General features: G+C 72.1%; 13 protein-coding genes and 2 pseudogenes. 7 read left to right on the forward strand and 8 right to left on the reverse strand.

Annotated features, from left to right (window positions below):
- A pseudogene (locus tag AC08OX_RS07350) lies at window positions 1-302 on the forward strand (hypothetical protein); the annotation flags it as partial.
- Between the two features lie 158 nt (window positions 303-460).
- Window positions 461-913: a hypothetical protein gene (locus AC08OX_RS07355; protein WP_476607119.1), complete on the forward strand. Its 453-nt coding sequence runs from the start codon at window positions 461-463 to the stop codon at window positions 911-913.
- 156 nt (window positions 914-1,069) lie between these two features.
- On the opposite strand, the gene speB is transcribed toward AC08OX_RS07355, so the two are convergent.
- Entirely contained in the window at window positions 1,070-2,092 is a 1,023-nt protein-coding gene (gene speB, locus AC08OX_RS07360; RefSeq protein WP_476607120.1) for an agmatinase, read from the reverse strand.
- 170 nt (window positions 2,093-2,262) lie between these two features.
- Between speB and AC08OX_RS07365 the strand changes: the two genes are divergently transcribed.
- Window positions 2,263-2,712: a DUF2752 domain-containing protein gene (locus AC08OX_RS07365; RefSeq protein WP_476607121.1), complete on the forward strand. Its 450-nt coding sequence runs from the start codon at window positions 2,263-2,265 to the stop codon at window positions 2,710-2,712.
- A gap of 10 nt (window positions 2,713-2,722) precedes the next feature.
- Here AC08OX_RS07365 and AC08OX_RS07370 read toward each other — a convergent pair whose 3' ends face one another.
- Window positions 2,723-3,538 carry a TrmH family RNA methyltransferase gene (locus tag AC08OX_RS07370; RefSeq protein ID WP_476607130.1) on the reverse strand — a complete coding sequence of 272 codons (816 nt, stop codon included), beginning with the start codon at window positions 3,536-3,538 and terminating at the stop codon, window positions 2,723-2,725.
- A gap of 185 nt (window positions 3,539-3,723) precedes the next feature.
- Between AC08OX_RS07370 and AC08OX_RS07375 the strand changes: the two genes are divergently transcribed.
- Together AC08OX_RS07375 and AC08OX_RS07380 are read left to right on the forward strand one after the other, a co-directional pair.
- Complete coding sequence (locus AC08OX_RS07375; protein WP_476607131.1) at window positions 3,724-5,208, forward strand: 8-oxoguanine deaminase; 1,485 nt, start codon at window positions 3,724-3,726, stop codon at window positions 5,206-5,208.
- 352 nt (window positions 5,209-5,560) lie between these two features.
- Entirely contained in the window at window positions 5,561-6,913 is a 1,353-nt protein-coding gene (locus AC08OX_RS07380) for a DUF6986 family protein (protein ID WP_476607122.1), read from the forward strand.
- 23 nt (window positions 6,914-6,936) lie between these two features.
- Here AC08OX_RS07380 and uraH read toward each other — a convergent pair whose 3' ends face one another.
- Window positions 6,937-7,263: a hydroxyisourate hydrolase gene (uraH, locus tag AC08OX_RS07385; protein WP_476607123.1), complete on the reverse strand. Its 327-nt coding sequence runs from the start codon at window positions 7,261-7,263 to the stop codon at window positions 6,937-6,939.
- 184 nt (window positions 7,264-7,447) lie between these two features.
- Between uraH and AC08OX_RS07390 the strand changes: the two are divergent.
- Together AC08OX_RS07390 and AC08OX_RS07395 are read left to right on the forward strand one after the other, a co-directional pair.
- Window positions 7,448-7,804: pseudogene (locus AC08OX_RS07390) on the forward strand (AAA family ATPase); the annotation flags it as partial.
- Between the two features lie 362 nt (window positions 7,805-8,166).
- Window positions 8,167-8,538, forward strand: coding sequence for a hypothetical protein (locus AC08OX_RS07395; protein WP_476607124.1), 372 nt, complete (start codon window positions 8,167-8,169; stop codon window positions 8,536-8,538).
- Between the two features lie 40 nt (window positions 8,539-8,578).
- Here the strand turns inward: AC08OX_RS07395 and AC08OX_RS07400 are convergent, their stop codons facing one another.
- The 5 genes from AC08OX_RS07400 to AC08OX_RS07420 form a co-directional block, all read right to left on the reverse strand.
- Entirely contained in the window at window positions 8,579-10,129 is a 1,551-nt protein-coding gene (locus tag AC08OX_RS07400) for an allantoicase (protein WP_476607125.1), read from the reverse strand.
- Between the two features lie 241 nt (window positions 10,130-10,370).
- Window positions 10,371-11,732 carry an allantoinase AllB gene (allB, locus tag AC08OX_RS07405; RefSeq protein WP_476607126.1) on the reverse strand — a complete coding sequence of 454 codons (1,362 nt, stop codon included), beginning with the start codon at window positions 11,730-11,732 and terminating at the stop codon, window positions 10,371-10,373.
- Window positions 11,729-14,074, reverse strand: a complete 2,346-nt coding sequence (gene pucD, locus AC08OX_RS07410) for a xanthine dehydrogenase subunit D (protein ID WP_476607127.1) — start codon at window positions 14,072-14,074, stop codon at window positions 11,729-11,731. The genes allB and pucD overlap by 4 nt, the downstream gene beginning before the upstream one ends.
- Window positions 14,071-14,661, reverse strand: a complete 591-nt coding sequence (locus AC08OX_RS07415; RefSeq protein ID WP_476607128.1) for a (2Fe-2S)-binding protein — start codon at window positions 14,659-14,661, stop codon at window positions 14,071-14,073. The genes pucD and AC08OX_RS07415 overlap by 4 nt, the downstream gene beginning before the upstream one ends.
- Complete coding sequence (locus AC08OX_RS07420) at window positions 14,658-15,572, reverse strand: FAD binding domain-containing protein (RefSeq protein WP_476607129.1); 915 nt, start codon at window positions 15,570-15,572, stop codon at window positions 14,658-14,660. Before AC08OX_RS07420 ends, AC08OX_RS07415 begins: the two co-directional genes overlap by 4 nt.
- Window positions 15,573-16,395: the final 823 nt, after the last annotated feature.

A 16,395-nucleotide genomic window follows, 5' to 3' on the forward strand; every position in this document is an offset into this window, starting at 1 on the left:
TCGCAATGCCACTCTCGGCGGGCACCCGGTCCGCGGCGGCACACACCCCGCCCGGTCGCCTGATCCACCTCGTTCACGCCGCGACCGGCAGCGCCTCGCCCGGGCGCAGCGGGAGCTGTCCCGCACGCGGCAGGGTCGTGAAGCGGACGAAGGCCCGGGCGAAGGTGGCACGGATCCACGGCCGGATCCGCGACCGGCGCCGGGATCATCCGCACACGCCGTCCACGAGGATCATCCGCGAGAACCAGACGGTGGTCGAACCATGGGGCCACGGCGAGCAAGGGCCACGGCGGCGGGCTTAGCCCGACCGTCGCCGGGAAGGTCATGCGGCGAGGCGTGCCGGGAGCGGCCCGGGACGCACCGAATATCAACAGTGGCCGGACTCGCTTTGCCGGACGGAATGTTGCGGGATGTCCCAAGCAGGCCGCGCCGCGTCCGTAGGCCGGTCAGGGAGACAGCCATGGCGCAGCCAGCCTCGGGTTCCGAGCAGTTCGACCCTGGTTCCATCGCAGCCGACTCCGAACAGTCGTGGTCCCGCGAGGATGCTCCCCTGGAACCCGCGGAGATGCTCGACAGCGACGATCTCGGCTCGACGGATGCCGGCCGAGATCCATTGGACGACAGTTGGGACGCACCCGACAGACCGAGTGCCGGCGTCCGCTATCCGAGCACACCGCGTGAGGAGCGCGCGGGGCCGTCCTTCGATCGGCAACTCGCCGCGGAAACGCCGGACACCGACCCCTACCTGGAAGCCGAGCGGCGGGAGTCCGGGGCTGTTCTCGATGCCGACGCGTACGGCGAGGGGACGACGACCCTCGCGGAGGATTACGACGCGAACTTCGCCATTCCCAGCATCGTCACGCCGGACGTGAGTGCGCGCACGGCTGAGGAGGGCGCCCTGCACCTGGAATAAGGGCGCTCTGCGTGCTCGCGGGAATACGAAGTACTCGTGAGCATACGAAGCGCTCGCGAGAATACGAAGCACGCGCGGGAATACGAAACGCCGATGGTTCGGTCGACGGTCCAACCGGCTCCCGGTTGCCACGGATGGTTACCACGGAGGGCCGGCTCAGGACGGGGCGGACCCGGGCAGGTCCGGAACGCCACCGGCGGCTTCCCGCCTGCGGTAGGCAAGTCCCGCGAAGACCTCCATGGCGACGCGATGGGCGCTGTTGACCGTCGTTTCCGCGTGGTCGTACGGCGGGGAGACTTCGACGATGTCGGCGGCCACAAGCGGCGTGTCAAGCGCGATCTGACGGACCGCCCGCAGCAGGTCGGCCGGGGTCATCCCCCCGGGTTCCGGGGTGCCGGTACCCGGCGCGAACCCCGGGTCCAGGACGTCGATGTCGACCGACAGGTACATGGCCCGGCACCCGTCCGTGGCCTGCGCGATCGCGTCCACGACGACGTCACGGCTGCCCCGCTCCCAGATCTCGTGCATGAGATGCCAGGTCATCTCCTGCTCGCGCATCCAGGCGAACACGTCCGGCGGCGGCCAGTAGCCGCGCAGCCCCACCTGGACAAAGTTGCGTCCACGCACGGCACCGGACTCGATGAGCCGTCGCATCGGAGTGCCGTGCGAGGCGAGGTTGCCGTCGATGACGTCCGCGGTGTCGGCATGCGCGTCGAAGTGCAGCAGACCGAGTTCACCCCAGCCCACGGCGTCGGCCACGCCGGTTGCGGCCGGCCAGGTGATCGAATGGTCGCCACCGATGACGAGCGGGATCGTGCCGAGCCCGGCGATCTGCGCGACCTTGGCCCGGATGTTGCGATGGGACGCCTCGGTGAGCCCATGCGGACAGTGCGCGTCGCCGGCGTCAACGACGTCGAGCCAGTCGAAGATCTCGATACCGAGGTCGAGATGGTAGGTGCCGGGGTTGTAGGCGTTGGCCCGCAGCGCCCGAGGGCCGAACCGGGCGCCGGGACGGTGGGTCGTCGAGATGTCGAACGGAGCACCGACGACGGCAACGTCGGGCCGGCGGGCCTCCAGCGCCTCCGTCCCGGGCAGCCAGGGCAGTCCGCAGAAGGTCGCGAGCCCCGCGTAGCCGGGCGCGTCCGGACCCGGCTCACGATCGCCGTTTCGTGCCGTCATCCGTCCCTCCGATCGGGCCCTTCCACTGTCCCACGGTCCGCCACCCCCGGTCCGCCAGCCCCGGTCCGCCACCCACTGGTCCGCGCCCCGGTTACGCTTCTCCGGTGGAGGTCGCGGCACCACACCCAGACCACCCGGCACCCACGGCGTCGGAACCGACCGGCGCAGCCATGGCTCTGCGCACCCCGGGGACGATCATCGGCGCGGGCCGGGTCTGGTCACCGCGGGCCCGGTTGGCGGGTTTCGCCGTGCTCGGTGTAGCCGCCGTCGGCGTCTGCGGCCGGGTGTACCTCGTCGACCCCGCCCAGCCGGGCCACTACCCTATGTGCCCGTTCCGGTGGGCCACGTCCCTGGACTGCCCGGGTTGCGGCACCCTCCGCGGCCTGCACCAACTCCTGCACGGACACCTCGCGGCCGCGGCCGACTACAACGTCTACTTCGTCATCGCCGCCCCGATGCTGGTGTTCGGCTGGATCGTGGCGGTGGCGCGGGCGGCCGGCTGGCGCCACCCGTTGCCCCGGGTACCGGCCCGCCTGCTTCCCGCCGTTCCGATACTGATCATCACCTTCTGGGTGCTGCGGAACCTGCCGTTGCCCGGCTGCCGCTGGCTCGCATCCTGAACCCGGCGGCTCAACGGCGGCCCAGCAGGTAGCAGGCGATGGCGGCGGTCGCCGCGACGTTCAGCGAGTCGACCCCGTGCGCCATCGGAATCCGGACCCGGGCCGCCGCCGACAGCCCGGCGCCCTCCGTGCCCAGCAGCAGCGCGACCCGGGCCGCCGCCGTCACCGGCGCAGGTGCAAGCGCGGGCGCGGCGCGGGGGGTGAGTCCGGCCGCGAAGGAGCCAAGATCCTCGGCGTCCGCCGCCGGAGTCAGCGCCAGCAGCGTGAACCCGGCATCCCGCAGCAGACCGAGGGCCTCCGGCCAGGGTTCGAGCCGGGCATAGGGGACGGCGAACACCTCCCCCATCGACACCCGCACGGAACGCCGGTAGAGCGGATCGGCGCAGCGCGGGCTCAGGAGCACCGCGTCCATCCCGAGTCCCGCAGCCGAACGGAAAATCGCCCCCAGGTTGGTGTGGCTCACGATGTCCTCACACACCAGTACCCGCCGGGCATCGACCAGGAGGTCGGCGGCGGCGCGGGGCGGCTGGCGGCCCATCGCCGCAAGCGCCCCCCGATGCACCTCGAAGCCGGTGATCGCCGCGAGCACGTCGGGTCCCGCGACGTACACCGGGACGTCAACGCCGAGGTCCGCGGGCACGGCCGCCAGGCGCGCCGGCGAGACCAGGACCGAGCGCGGCCGGTAGCCAGCCCGCAGCGCCCTGGTGATCACCCGTTCGCCCTTGGCGATGAACAGCCCGTCGGCCGGCTCCCGCCGACGGCGCAGCGCGACGTCGGTCAACGAGATGTAGTCGTCGACCCGGGGATCACCCGAATCGTCGATCATGATGACTGGTGGGGCGGCCACGACCGTCACGCCGGCCGGCCCGCCAGCCGACCCCGCACACCTGCTCACGTCACCTGGCACGCCACGACCTCCCGGGCACGGACGCTTCACCCGACCGTAACGTGCCGGCCGCAGAATCAGCGTCCATGGCCGATCCGCGGAAGGCCCCCACGCTGACGCCCGCCATGCCCACGCCCGCCGTCTCCCGTCCCGTCGCCGTTCCCGTTCCCGCCGACCTGGTCGTCGTCGGCGCCGAACTGGTCGCGACGGTGGACGCCGACCGCCGGGAGATCCGCGGCGGGTGGATCGCAGTGACGAACGGCCTGGTCAGCGCCCTCGGCGGTCCCGACGAGCCACCGCCTCCCGCCGTGCGCACGTTGCGGGCGGACGGCTGCCTGATCACTCCCGGCCTGGTGAACACGCATCACCACACGTACCAGAACCTCACCCGCGCGTTCGCTCCGGCCCTGAACGGTACGCTGTTCACCTGGCTGTCGACCCTGTACCCGCTGTGGTCCCGGCTGGACAGGGAGGCCGTGCACGTCTCCGCCTACGTCGGGCTCACCGAGCTCGCCCTCGGCGGTTGCACGACGACCACGGACCACCTGTATGTGCATCCGCGCGGGGGCGGGGACCTCGTCTCCGCCGAGATCGCCGCGGCGACGGCGCTGGGCATGCGCTTCCATCCCACCCGCGGATCGATGTCGCTGTCGGTGAAGGACGGCGGACTGCCGCCCGACTCGGTGGTGCAGGACGACGACGAGATCCTCGCCGAGTCGGCCCGGCTGGTGGCCCGCCATCACGACCCCTCGCCGGGCGCCATGGTGCGGATCGCCCTGGCGCCCTGCTCACCGTTCTCGGGCAGCCCAGAGCTGATGCGGGCCACGGCGGAGCTCGCCGAGTCGCTCGACGTGCGGCTGCACACGCATCTCGCCGAGGACCCCGAGGAGGACGAGTACTGCCTCGCGCGGTTCGGCCGGCGTCCCATCGACCAGTTCGCCGAGGTCGGCTGGGGCGGCGACCGGGCCTGGGTGGCGCACTGCATCCGCCCGAACCCCGCCGAGGTGGCCCGACTGGGCGCCTGGGGCACCGGGGTCGCGCACTGCCCGAGCAGCAACATGATCCTCGGGGCTGGGCTCGCCCCGGTCGCGGAGCTGCGTGCGGCGGGGGTACCGGTGGGACTGGGCTGTGACGGCTCGGCGTCGGCGGACTCGGCGTCGCTGTGGCTGGAGGCCCGCACGGCGATGCTGCTCGGGCGGCTGCGGCACGGCGCCGCGGCGATGTCGGCCCGGGACGCGCTGGAGATCGCCACTCGGGGCGGGGCCGGCTGCCTCGGCCGAGCCGGGGAGATCGGCGAGCTGTCCGTCGGGGCGGTGGGCGATCTGGTGGCATGGCCCCTCGACGGGGTCGGCTTCGCCGGGGCGCTGTCCGATCCCGTCGAGGCGTGGCTGCGCTGCGGCCCGGTCGCGGCCCGCCACACGGTGGTCGCGGGCCGCGCGGTCGTCCTGGACGGCCGTCCGGTGCATCCCGACCTGTCGGCGATGCTCGCCCGCCACCGCGAGCTCGCCGCCGGCATGCAGGCAGCCTTTGACGATGCCGGAACCGCTGATGCCGGAACCGCTCCCGGCGCCGGGCGGGCCGCGGGTACGACGGCAGCCGGAGCCCGGTGAACGTCGACGGGACCGACCCTGGTGGGATACCTCCGCGAGGTGTTTGATACAAAGCAATGGGCCAGTTCGGGTCGGTTGGCGACGTCACCCGTTCGGCCCAGGAGATGGCGTTCCGGCGACACCCGCCGGGACGTCACCCCCCAGCAGCCGCCGCCGGTGCCGCGTATCGACCCCCCCCCGATCGGTGCGCATCGCACCGGCGGCGGCCTCGACTGGTCCAGGACCAGCGCGGCCTCGGGCCGGATGAACTGCGCGCCTTCGCCGTCCGTGTGGGCGTGCAGCTGTAGAAGCGGACAGGGGCATCCCGCCGAGGGAGGTATCCGACGGTGTATGTGAGGCCGACACTGGGGGCATGCCGACGTTGCCGACCGATGTCGTCGCCCGTCTGACCGCCGCGCTCGCACCGATCGATACGGCGGTCATCGCTCGTCATCCCGGTGATCCGGGAACCCGCCAGCCGGTGCACACCTGCTACCTGCCCGCCGACCGGATGCGCCCGGACATCGTGCTGGCCTGGGGGGAGGCGGCCCGGGAGCTCCTGGCCGCCCACGGCACCGACCCGGCCAGGCTCGCCGCCGCCACCGGGGGCGAGCCGGACCCCGTCATCGCCGAGCCGGTCCACGCACACGTGCTGCACGCGCTGACCGTTGAACCGGTGCAGGATCTGCGGATCGACCTGGAGGACGGCTACGGCGTCCGGATGGACGACACCGAGGACGCCGACGCCGTCGCGGCGGCCGTCGCCCTGCGCGCCGCCGCAGCGGCGGACGCCCTGCCCACGTCCTACGGCCTGCGGATGAAGTCGCTGGACCCGGCTGTCCGGGACCGGGGACTGCGCAGCCTGGACCTCTTCCTCACGGCGCTGGCCGGCGACGACGGCCCACCCGCCGGGTTGGTGCTGACCCTGCCCAAGGTGAGCGCCGCCGCCCAGGTCGCGGTCTTCGCCGATCTGCTCGCCGAACTGGAGCAACGCCTCGGCATCGCCCCGGTGCCCTTCGAGGTGCAGGTGGAGACCCCGGCCGCGGTTCTCACCCTGCCCGCGCTGGTCGAGACCGGTCTTGCGCTGGGCCCGGGACGCCTCGTCGGGCTGCACGTCGGCACCTACGACTACTCGGCGGCTCTCGGCATCACCGCCGCGCACCAGGCCAGCGACCATCCGGCGGTGGAGTACGCCACCACGCTGATGCAGCTCGTCACCGCCGGCACCGGAATCCGGGTCGCGGACGGGTCCTCGAACCTGCTGCCGATCGAGAGCCCGACGAACGCGACGGACGCGACGGAGGGCACCGCAACTACGGAGGGCACCGCAGCTGTCGAGGACACGGCGGGCCGAGGTGTCCACCGGGCGTGGCGGCGGCACGCCGAGCTGGTGCGCCGCGCCTGGTACCGGGGCATCTACCAGGGCTGGGATCTGCATCCGGGTCAGTTGGTGAGCCGGCACGCGGCGGTGGCCGGCTGCCTGCTGGCCGGGCTCGACGAGGCGCTGGGCCGGCTTTCCTCCTATGCCACCGCGTACGCCACCACGTACGCCACCGCCCGGCATCCGGGAGCAATCGCCGACGAGCCGGCCACCGGCCGCGCGCTCGCCGGGCACGTCCTGCGGGCGCTCGACGCCGGCCTGCTGGACGACGCAAGCCTGACCGCGGCTGGTCTCGACCGGGTGACGGTCGACCACTTCGGCGGCAGACCGGTCGCCGCGGGTTGACGACACCCGCCATCCAGGGCGGGTCAGCTCCCCCGATAGGTCGAATAACCGAACGGAGCGAGCAGCAGCGGGACGTGATGATGACCCGCCGGGTCCTCGATCACGAACGCGATGGTCACCTCGGGAAAGAACGCCGAGCGGCTCGCGGTGTCGAAGACGAGCCGCCAGGGGCCTGGGATGGTCGTCGGCAGATCCGCCACCCGGCCGTCGTCGTCGGTGACGGCCTCGGTGACCGCGATCCAGCCCGTGGTCGTGCCGTCAAGGGTGCGCACCGCCCGTTCCAACCGGAGCGGCAGCCCGGCGGCTGGCCGCCCCGTGGCCGTGTCCAGGACATGGGTGGACAGACTCACCACGCCTCCTCGGTCGCGTCCTCCGTCGCCGCGGCCCGGGTCGGGCCTCGACCATCCCACCACCCGGGCTGACCATCGCACCACACCGCTCCTGGTCGACCGTGGTGGATACGCCGGTACCCCAGGAACCCTGTAGGTATCGCTGCCGGCAGTATCAGTGCCGGCAGTATCGGGGAGGGTGGACGTGGTCGAGTTTGTTGGGCGGGAGCGGGAACTTGCCACGCTGGACGGGTTGCTTCGGCTGGTGGGATCGGATGTCGGATCGTCGCGACCGGGTCGTTGTCTTCTGGTCCGTGGGCGGCGTCGGATCGGTAAGTCGAGTCTCGTCGAGGAGTTCGTGGAGCGGGCGGGTGTACCCGCGGTGTTCTTCACCGCTGCCGGTGCCTCGGCCGAGGTGGAGCTGAATGCGTTGCGGGACGTTGTTGCCATGTCCGGGCTGCCGGAGCGTGAGGTCTTCGCCGAGGCAGTTCCCGGGAACTGGAGCGCGGCGTTGCGCCAGCTGGCCGGGATCCTGCCGGCGGACCGGCCCGGTGTGGTCGTGATCGACGAGGTTCCGTACCTGATGGAGCGGGTCGACGCGTTCGAGGGTGTGCCGCGGCATGCCCGGGACCGAGAACTGAGCCGGCGGCCCGTCCTGCTGGTGCTGATCGGTTCGGACCTGTCGATGATGGAGGCCTTGAGTTCGTACGGCCGACCGTTTCACCAGCGCGGGCAGGAGCTGGTCCTGGGGCCGCTCAATCAGGCGGAGGTGGGAGAGCTACCCCTGTCGACACGGCCGTCGAAAGAGCGCCGGTACCGGGTCACCGATCCGTATCTGAGGTTCTGGCTGCGGTTCGTCGGCCCACATCTGCCCGAGATCGAGCGCCTGCGGGGAGACCTCACCGTCAGTCGGATCAGGGCGGGATGGACGAGTTGGCGCGGCCGGGCGGTAGAACCGCCGCTGCGTCAGTCCCTCGCCCGCCTACTCCCGGACGCGGTGCTGCCGTCAGCCCCGGCCTCGGCGCCTACTGGAACCGCTCCAACACTGCCGAGATCGACGTCGTCGGCGCCGACCGGGAACCGGTCGCCAAGGAGCTGTACTTCCTCGGCTCCGTCACATGGCTGGAACGCGCACCGTTCGATGACCATGACCTGGCGACACTGCAGAAACACCGGGCGGCGCTCACGAACCTTCCGCTGCCATTGGTCGCCATCAGCCGCAGCGGAGTTACGGCCACCGGTCTCGCCGCATCCTACGGCCCAGCCGAACTCATCACCGCCTGGCAGCAAAGATGAACGGTATTGTGCCACGGTCGTTCGACCTAGGCGCCGGCGATCAGGCAGCGGTGATCAGGCGCCGGATGCGCAGGGCCGTGATCTCGGCCTGCTGACCGGCCGCGATGCGCAGCTCGTCCGCGGGATCGTTGTCCAGCCGTGCCCGCAGCAGGGCGAGCATCTCCTCCGCGTCACGGCCCGCCGCCCGGACCAGGAAGATGTAGCCGAAGCGCTCCTCGTAGGCCGCGTTCCCCTGCTCGAAGGCCGCCCTGACTTCCGCCGTCGCCTGGTCCATCGCAGCCTGCTCCCGTCGGGGGGCGTCGAGGGACACCACGGTCGCCCTCGCCGTGGTGGGCGGGGCCGGCGTGTGGGCCGGGCGCTCCCCGATCCGGGGATGCGCGGTGAACGCCTCCAGCCAGGCCGATTCGGGCAGGTTCCACCATTCCTGCTCGGCTGCCGGCAGCAGGGCCGCGAGGGTCCCGAAGGGCCGACGGGCCGCCACGGCCGCGGCCCAGTCCTCGGACTCGCAGCAGGCCAGCAGCTCCTCGCGAGCCGCGTCCGGGGACAACGCGTCGAACCAGCGCATCGCGAGCGCCTCCCGCCCGACGGGCGTCGGAGCGCCGGTGAGCCGCAGCCTCGCCAGCCCGCCGTCGGGTATCGCGTCGACCCGCACGTGGGTGGCCTGGATCGGGACCTCGAGATCGAAAAGGTGACGGGTGTTCGGCTGCACCCGGATCCGCGGCAGCATCGGGTACCACTCGGTGATCGCGGTGACGTCGTCGGGGTCGAGAAGGTCGGGGTTGTCCGCCGCCCAGAGGGCCACCGCCCGGGGCGCGTTGCCGCGGAAGTGCCGGGTGTCAACCTCGGCCCGCACGATCGTGCCCTGCGTCGCGAGCCGGACCACCGCCCAGTCGTGGCCGTCCCCACGGCGCCGGCGGGTCTCCCAGCCCTCCCCCATCGCCCGGGCCTCACCCGAGGCGTTCAGGTTATGGCGGTCACCGTAGTGCATGTCGCTGGCGGCCACCACGACACCGCCCAGGTAGGCGGCTGCGAGATCGGAGGTCACCCGGTCGAACATCCGGGGGTCCGGCACCACCGTGCCATGCACCCGCAGCCGGGCGACTCCGCCATCCGGGTGGATGGTCAGGCGCAGATGGGTGATGCGGGTCCGGCCCTGGTCAGCCACCGGCAACACGTTGGCCGCGTCCGGCACGATCGGCGTCCGCGGCACCAGCGGGACCCAGGCCACGGACTCCTCGGCGGCCTCCGCCGCGGAGGGATACCCGGGCAGGGTGGCGCCGTGCACCTCGACGGCCCCGGGAGCGTTGCCGGTGAAGTGGGTGGTGTCCACGGTCACCGCGTGGGCGATGCCGGGTGAGCCCAGCCGGATGATGGCCCAGTCGGATCCGGGAAGATCCCGCCGCCGACGGGTCTCCCAACCGTCGGTCCACTGGCCCCGTTCGGTGAACACGCCCGGCCGCACGATCGGCGGTTCGGGCAGCAGCATCCGTTCGGCGAACGCGAAGAACTCGTCGTTGACGGCCACGACCGTACCGCCGAAACGGGCCGCCGCGAGATCGACAAGATTCGTCAGGTCGGGCGCGTCGCTCATCGGGTCCTTTCACGGGGTCAACCGGCCGTACGAAACCGGACTGTTCACGTGTCGTCGGGTGGCCGCACGGCCCGTCACCACCGTGCGGACCGGATCAGGTCAGGACGACGTGTTAGCGGGGCGCAAAGCGTACTTCGGGCCTGCTCCCTCGGGAGTGGTCCGCGTCGGTGGGTGCATCGGATCACATCCGTGGGGAGGGCTCCGGTACGCCGGACGGTCCCGCGGCCCGGCCGGGTGATGCCTACCTCTCTAATAGCCGCCCCCGCGGAGGACGATCCCCGTCCGCTCGCCGCCCCCGCAGATAGGTCGCCCGCACCACCCCGTTCAACACGCGTCCGGCATAGGGGGTGAGCGGGTGGCGGTGGCGCAGCATCGAGGGCTCCACCAGGAACGACGCATCCGCGTCAAAGATCACCAGATCGGCGTCGGCGCCGATCGCGATGCGCCCCTTGCCGGTCAGTCCTACCAGGTCGGCCGGTCCGGCGCACATCCAACCGACGACGTCGGTGAGGGTGTGCCCCCGCGCCCGGGCCTGAGTCCAGACCGCGGGTAGCCCGATCTGGACAGACGCGACGCCACCCCACGCCGCCGCGAAATCACCGGTGTCGATCTGCTTCAACGCGGGAGTGGACGGCGAATGATCAGTAACGATCCCGACGAACAGGCCCTGGGCCACCCCGTCCCACAACCGGTCCAGATTCCTGCTGTCCCGGATGGGAGATGCGCACTTGAAGACGGTAGCTCCGTCGGGGACCTCCTCGGCCGTGAAGGTCAGGTAGTGCGGGCACGTCTCCACCGTCATCGGCAACCCCGCGTCCCGCACCGCGAGCACGTCGTCGAGGGCATCGGCCGCCGCGAGATGCAGCACGTGCAGGCGGGCACCGGTGGCGGCGGACAGCGCCGCCAGCGCGGCCACGGCCTCGGTCTCCGCGGCCGGCGGGCGCGACGCCAACCAGCTGGCGAAGGCCCGCCCCACGGTGGGAGGTGCCACGGCGAGAACAGAGGGCGCCTCGGCGTGCACGACGGTGAGGGCCCCCATCTGGGCGGTGCGCCGGGCTGCGGCCCCGAGGACGTCCATCGAGACGTGCGGGAACTCCTCGACCCCCGACGGGGCCAGGAAGGCCTTGAATCCGAAGACCCCGGCGCCGTGCAGGGCGGCCAGATCATCGAGGTTGCGGGCATCGGCGCCGATGATGCCGCCCCAGAAGCCGACGTCGACGGCGACCTGGCCGGCCGCCACCGCACGTTTGGCGGCCAGGGCGGCGAGCGAGGTCGTCGGCGGAACGGAATTCAGCGGCATGTCGATGATCGTGGTGACACCACCGGCCGCGGCGGCCCGGGTCGCGGTCGCGAACCCCTCCCACTCGGTCCGCCCCGGTTCGTTGATGTGCACGTGGGAGTCGACCACGCGGGGAAGCAGAGCCAGCTCGCCGAGGTCCGTGACCAGGGTCCCGGGAGGGATCTCGTCCGCGGCGGTGATCGCGGCGATCCGGCCGTCCGCGACGTGCACGGCTGCCGGACGCTCGCCCCCGGGCAGCACGACTCGCCGTGAGAGTAGCACCTGTGGCCGCTCCGGCAGAACGTCCGCGGTGGGCTCGTTCATGCCGCCGGAACACCTTGTCCCGGCGTCGTCGGAGGCGCGGTCGTCGGAGGCGCGGCCGTAGGAGAGATGGTGACGAGGTCCTCGGGTCGCACCGGAACGCGCCGCAGATCCCGTCCGACGGCGACCCGGATCGCCGCGATGATCGCCGGGGTCGCGGTACAGGTAGGCGCCTCCCCCACGCCCTTCACCCCGTAGGGCGCATCCGGCTGCGGATGGGTGACGGCGACGAAATCGAGGTCCGGGACGTCGGCGATGGTCGGCAGCAGATAGTCGTGAAACGTGGGATTAACCACCGCCCCGTCCACCGTGACCAGCTCCTCCATGACGGCGAGGCCCAGCCCCTGGGCAGTGCCCCCCTCGACCTGACCACGCAGCGCCAGGGGATTGAGCACCGTACCGCAGTCCTGGGCCAGCGCCATCGACACGACCCGCACGAGACCGAGGTCGACATCGACATCGACGACCGCGCGGTGCGCCGCGGCGGCGAAGGCCACGTGCGGATCGCCCTGTCCGTCGGCATCCAGCGCGGAGGTACGCCGGTGGTGGAAGGTGTACTCCGCTTCGATCGGCCCGTCGGCCAGCGCCTCGGCGAGCGGAACCCGCAACCCGGCCTCCACCCCGACGATCTCCCCGGCGTTGACGGTCAGCGTCCGTCGAGGTGCCTCGACGACCTCCGCGGGCAGCCCCGCGGTGCGGGCGACCCGGGCGAGCAGGCGATCGGCGACCGCGGCGCAGGCTCCGCGCACGGCGCCTCCGCTCATCCAGGTCTGCCGGGACGCGCTGGTCGATCCGGCACTGCCGACCGCGGTGTCCGCGGGCGCCAACACGACCTGTTCGACGCCGAGCTCGGTGCGGGCGATCTGCCCCGCGATCGTCACGAACCCCTGGCCCACCTCGGCGCACGCGCTGTGCAGCCGGACCCGTACCGTTCCGTCCTCAGCCAGCTCCAGGCGGGCGCGGGCAACGGAGGAGTCGTCCATGCCCTCCGAGAAGAGCAGGTTCTTGTAGGCCAGGGCGTAGCCGACCCCCCGACGGACCCGGCTCGGTTCGGCCGCGGCCGGTCGGCCGCCGGGCAACGCGGTCACCGCGACGTTCGCCGGCATCGCCGGCGGGAGCGGACGCGAGGCCACCGCCTCGATGACCTCCCGCGCCGGCAGCGGTGCGCCCATCACCTGACCGGTGGGCAGCACATCCCCCGGTCGGACGGCATTGCGGACGCGCAGGTCCACCGGATCCATGCCGAGGGCGTCGGCCAGCCTGTCCATCTGGGCCTCGTGACCGATGGTCACCTGCGGCACCCCGAACCCCCGCATGGCGCCGCACGGGGGGTTGTTGGTCCGCACGACGACTCCGTGCAGGTGGGCGTTCGGGACCCGGTACGGACCCGCGGCATGGGTGACCGCGTTCGCCAGCACCGCCGGCGAGGACGACGCGTAGGCACCGCCATCCAGCACCAGCCGTGCCCGCACGCTGACCAGGTTCCCGTCGGCGGTGGCGCTGTGCTGGAACCACATCCGGGCCGGATGCCGGTGCGGATGGCCCAGGAAGGACTCGACCCGGTCATAGGCGATCCGCACCGGAAGCCCCGTAGCCCGGGCGAGCAGGGCGCCGTGGATCTGAAGAGTGACGTCCTCCCGGCCGCCGAAGGCACCCCCCACACCGGCCAGGGTGAGACGGACGAGCTCCTCCGGGAGACCGAGGCAGGCCGCGATCTGCTCCCGGTCCGAATGCAGCCACTGGGTCGCCACCCGCAGGTCCACCCCACCATCGGCGGCCGGCATCGCCAGGGCCGCCTCGGGAGCGAGAAACGCCTGGTCCTGCATCCCGACGAGGTACTGGTCCTCGACCACCACCGGGCCGAGCGCGTCGGGATCGCCGTGGCGCAGCTCGATCTCACGGTACAGGTTGCCCGCCGGATGCAGCGGCTCGGCATCCGGCTGCCATACCCGGTCGGGGTCGGTCGAAGGTGCCAGCGGCTCGTAGTCCACCTCGATCGCGGCGAGCGCCCGGCGCGCGGTCCGGACGTCAACCGCGGCCACGGCGGCAACCGGCTCCCCTGCGTACCGAACCTCGGTCGCGGCGAACACCGGCTGGTCGGCGACGATCAGCCCGTGGGTGGCCGTGCCCGGGACGTCGGCGGCGGTCACCATCCCCACGACGCCGGGCAGCCGGCGCGCGGCGTCGACGTAGACGCGCCGGATCCGCGCCCGGGCATGGGGCGATCGCAGGGTGCGGGCGTGCACCATCCCCGGAACACGCAGATCACCAACGTAGGAGAAGCTACCGGTCACCTTGTCCGGCCCATCCGGACGACGCACCGGACGACCGATCCCCGGACTCATCGGCCCACCCCCCGGCGGGGCGGAGCAGGTGCATCCCCCAAAAGTAGGGTGCCCCGCTCAGCCTGCACTGTTCTGATGGCAGCGAGTATCCGGCCGTAACCCGTGCACCGGCAGATGTTTCCGGCCAGCGATTCCCTGATCTCCTCCTCGTCCGCATCCGGCCGCCGGGTGAGCAGGTCCGTCACCGCGACCACGAACCCGGGGGTGCAGAAGCCGCACTGCACGGCACCCTCCTCGAGGAACGCCGCCCGCACGGCCCTGGCGGGTCCCGCCGTCCTCAGACCGGCAACGGTGCTCACCTGGGCGTCGTCGGCGTCCGCGGCGAGCACCGTGCAGGACGCCACCAACCGGCCGTCCAGGAGAACGGAGCAGGCACCGCAGCGCCCCTGCTCACACGCGTCCTTCACCGAGGTCACCCCGATGACGTCCCGCAGGACGGTGAGCAGGGAGTCCCCGATCCAGGCGCCGGCCACCGTGTGCAGGAAGCCGTCGACATGGAGGTGATATGGCGCGACGACGCCGTCGTCCGGCCAGGACGACCCGGCCGGCGGTCCGGCCGGGACTTCCCCCGCGAAACGGGCGGTCATGGCCGGACGTCCCGCTCGACTCGGGGGTCCACCGGCGCCCCCGCGGCATCCAGGCATCGGGTGAACGCCCGGGCGGCCAGCACGCCGGCAGCATGCCGGCGGTAGTCGGCGGAGACCCGCGGACCCGCCGCGAGCTCCGGCCCGACCCGCGAGACCGCCTCGCTTACCAGCTCACCGAACCGGCGGGCCGCCGACGAGGACGCGGCCCCTGCGGACCAGTCCACCGCGTCGTGTGCGAACCGCTCGGCGACGGTCATCCGGATCGGCAGCCGACCCACCCCCCCGATCGCGCAGGCCAGTCGATGGCGCATCCGGTCGACGAGGACGGCGCACGACACCAACGCCTGGTAGGCGGCCTGCCTGCCCCCAATCTTGAGATAGCTCTGCGGTCCGGCCGGCCGCGGCAGCCTTACCGCGGTGACCAGGGCGTCGGGGGCGAGCCCGTCAGCGAGGAACGCGGGCAGCGTCATCCGGCCAGGTCCGCGCGGCGAGGCCACGAGGATCTCGGCGTCCGCGGCGGTGAGGAAGGTGAGCAGGTCACCGGTGGGACGTGCCGAGCCCAGCGCGCCACCGACCGTGCCGAGGTTGCGGATCTGCGCGGAACCGACCACCCGGGCGGCGAGAGCGAGGCCGGGCGACAGTGACCAGCCCGCGAGGTCGGTGTAAGTCACGCCCGCACCGACGGTGAGCGAATCCGCCCCGGCGCCGCGGACCCGCAGTTCCAGGACCCGGCGCAGGGCGACTACCGCCCCCGGCCGACGCTCGCCGGACCGGAGGGCGGGGACGAGATCGGTGCCGCCGCCCAGCAGATCGACCGCCCTGCCAGCGTCATGGGCGGTCGCCAGCATCTCCACTGCCTCCCCTACCGTGCGTGGACGGAAGATGACGGCCGTCGCACCGCTAGTCGTCACAGCGGCCTCCCCCGCCCGATCCGACCAATGGTCCGACCAGTGGAAGGAAGCGCGGGAGGGGATGACGCGGGAAGCCGGCCGGCGATCCGGGGGTCAGGCAGGCGGACGAACGCTGCATAAGAACCGACCATAACGGCGGAAGGTTACGTGGATGTTCATCAAGACAGACGCTCAGTGACGTAGTTCTGATCTTTCTTGGCGGCAGCGTTCATCACCTCACCTGCGCTATCTCACCCGTGTTATCGCCAGCTTCCACCCGCACCGACCCAGACCAACGCCCCGGCGTCACCCAGTGTTACCTTACCGATGCTGGCGCGAACTGCGGAGAGGGATGCGACAGGTTTGAGGTGGACATGTCACGCCGGTCGACCTGCGTCTTCCGGCCGCCGTTCATGCTGCGGTTGCGGCTGGAGTATCCCGATGCGGGCTTCACCAACACGATCCTCTTCTGTCTCCAGCCGGAGGACGACCGGACGACCCGCATCTACACCCGAGTCCTGCGTGACGATCTCGGCGGCGACGCCGAGCGGCTGGCCGCTACCGCCGGGTGTCGGGGGCCGATCCCCGCCGCGCTGCCACCCGGTCAGGGCCGGGTGCGGAGGTCAGGGCCGGGTGTAGAGGGCGCAGCCCCATCCGGCCAGCGTGCGCAGCGGGAACGGCAGCCGGCAGCCGAGATCGGCTGCGGCCGTGTCCACCGCGGCCAGCTCTCCCAGCACCGCCTCCCAGCTTGTCGTTTAACCTGTCGGTCCTTCAGATCCTGCGGCTGTTGACCTGTCCGTGGTCTTCCCGACTGGTTGGATGATCGCTGGTCGTCGGTTGGTGC

This window comes from Frankia sp. CoBUL1 (assembly GCF_978021245.1).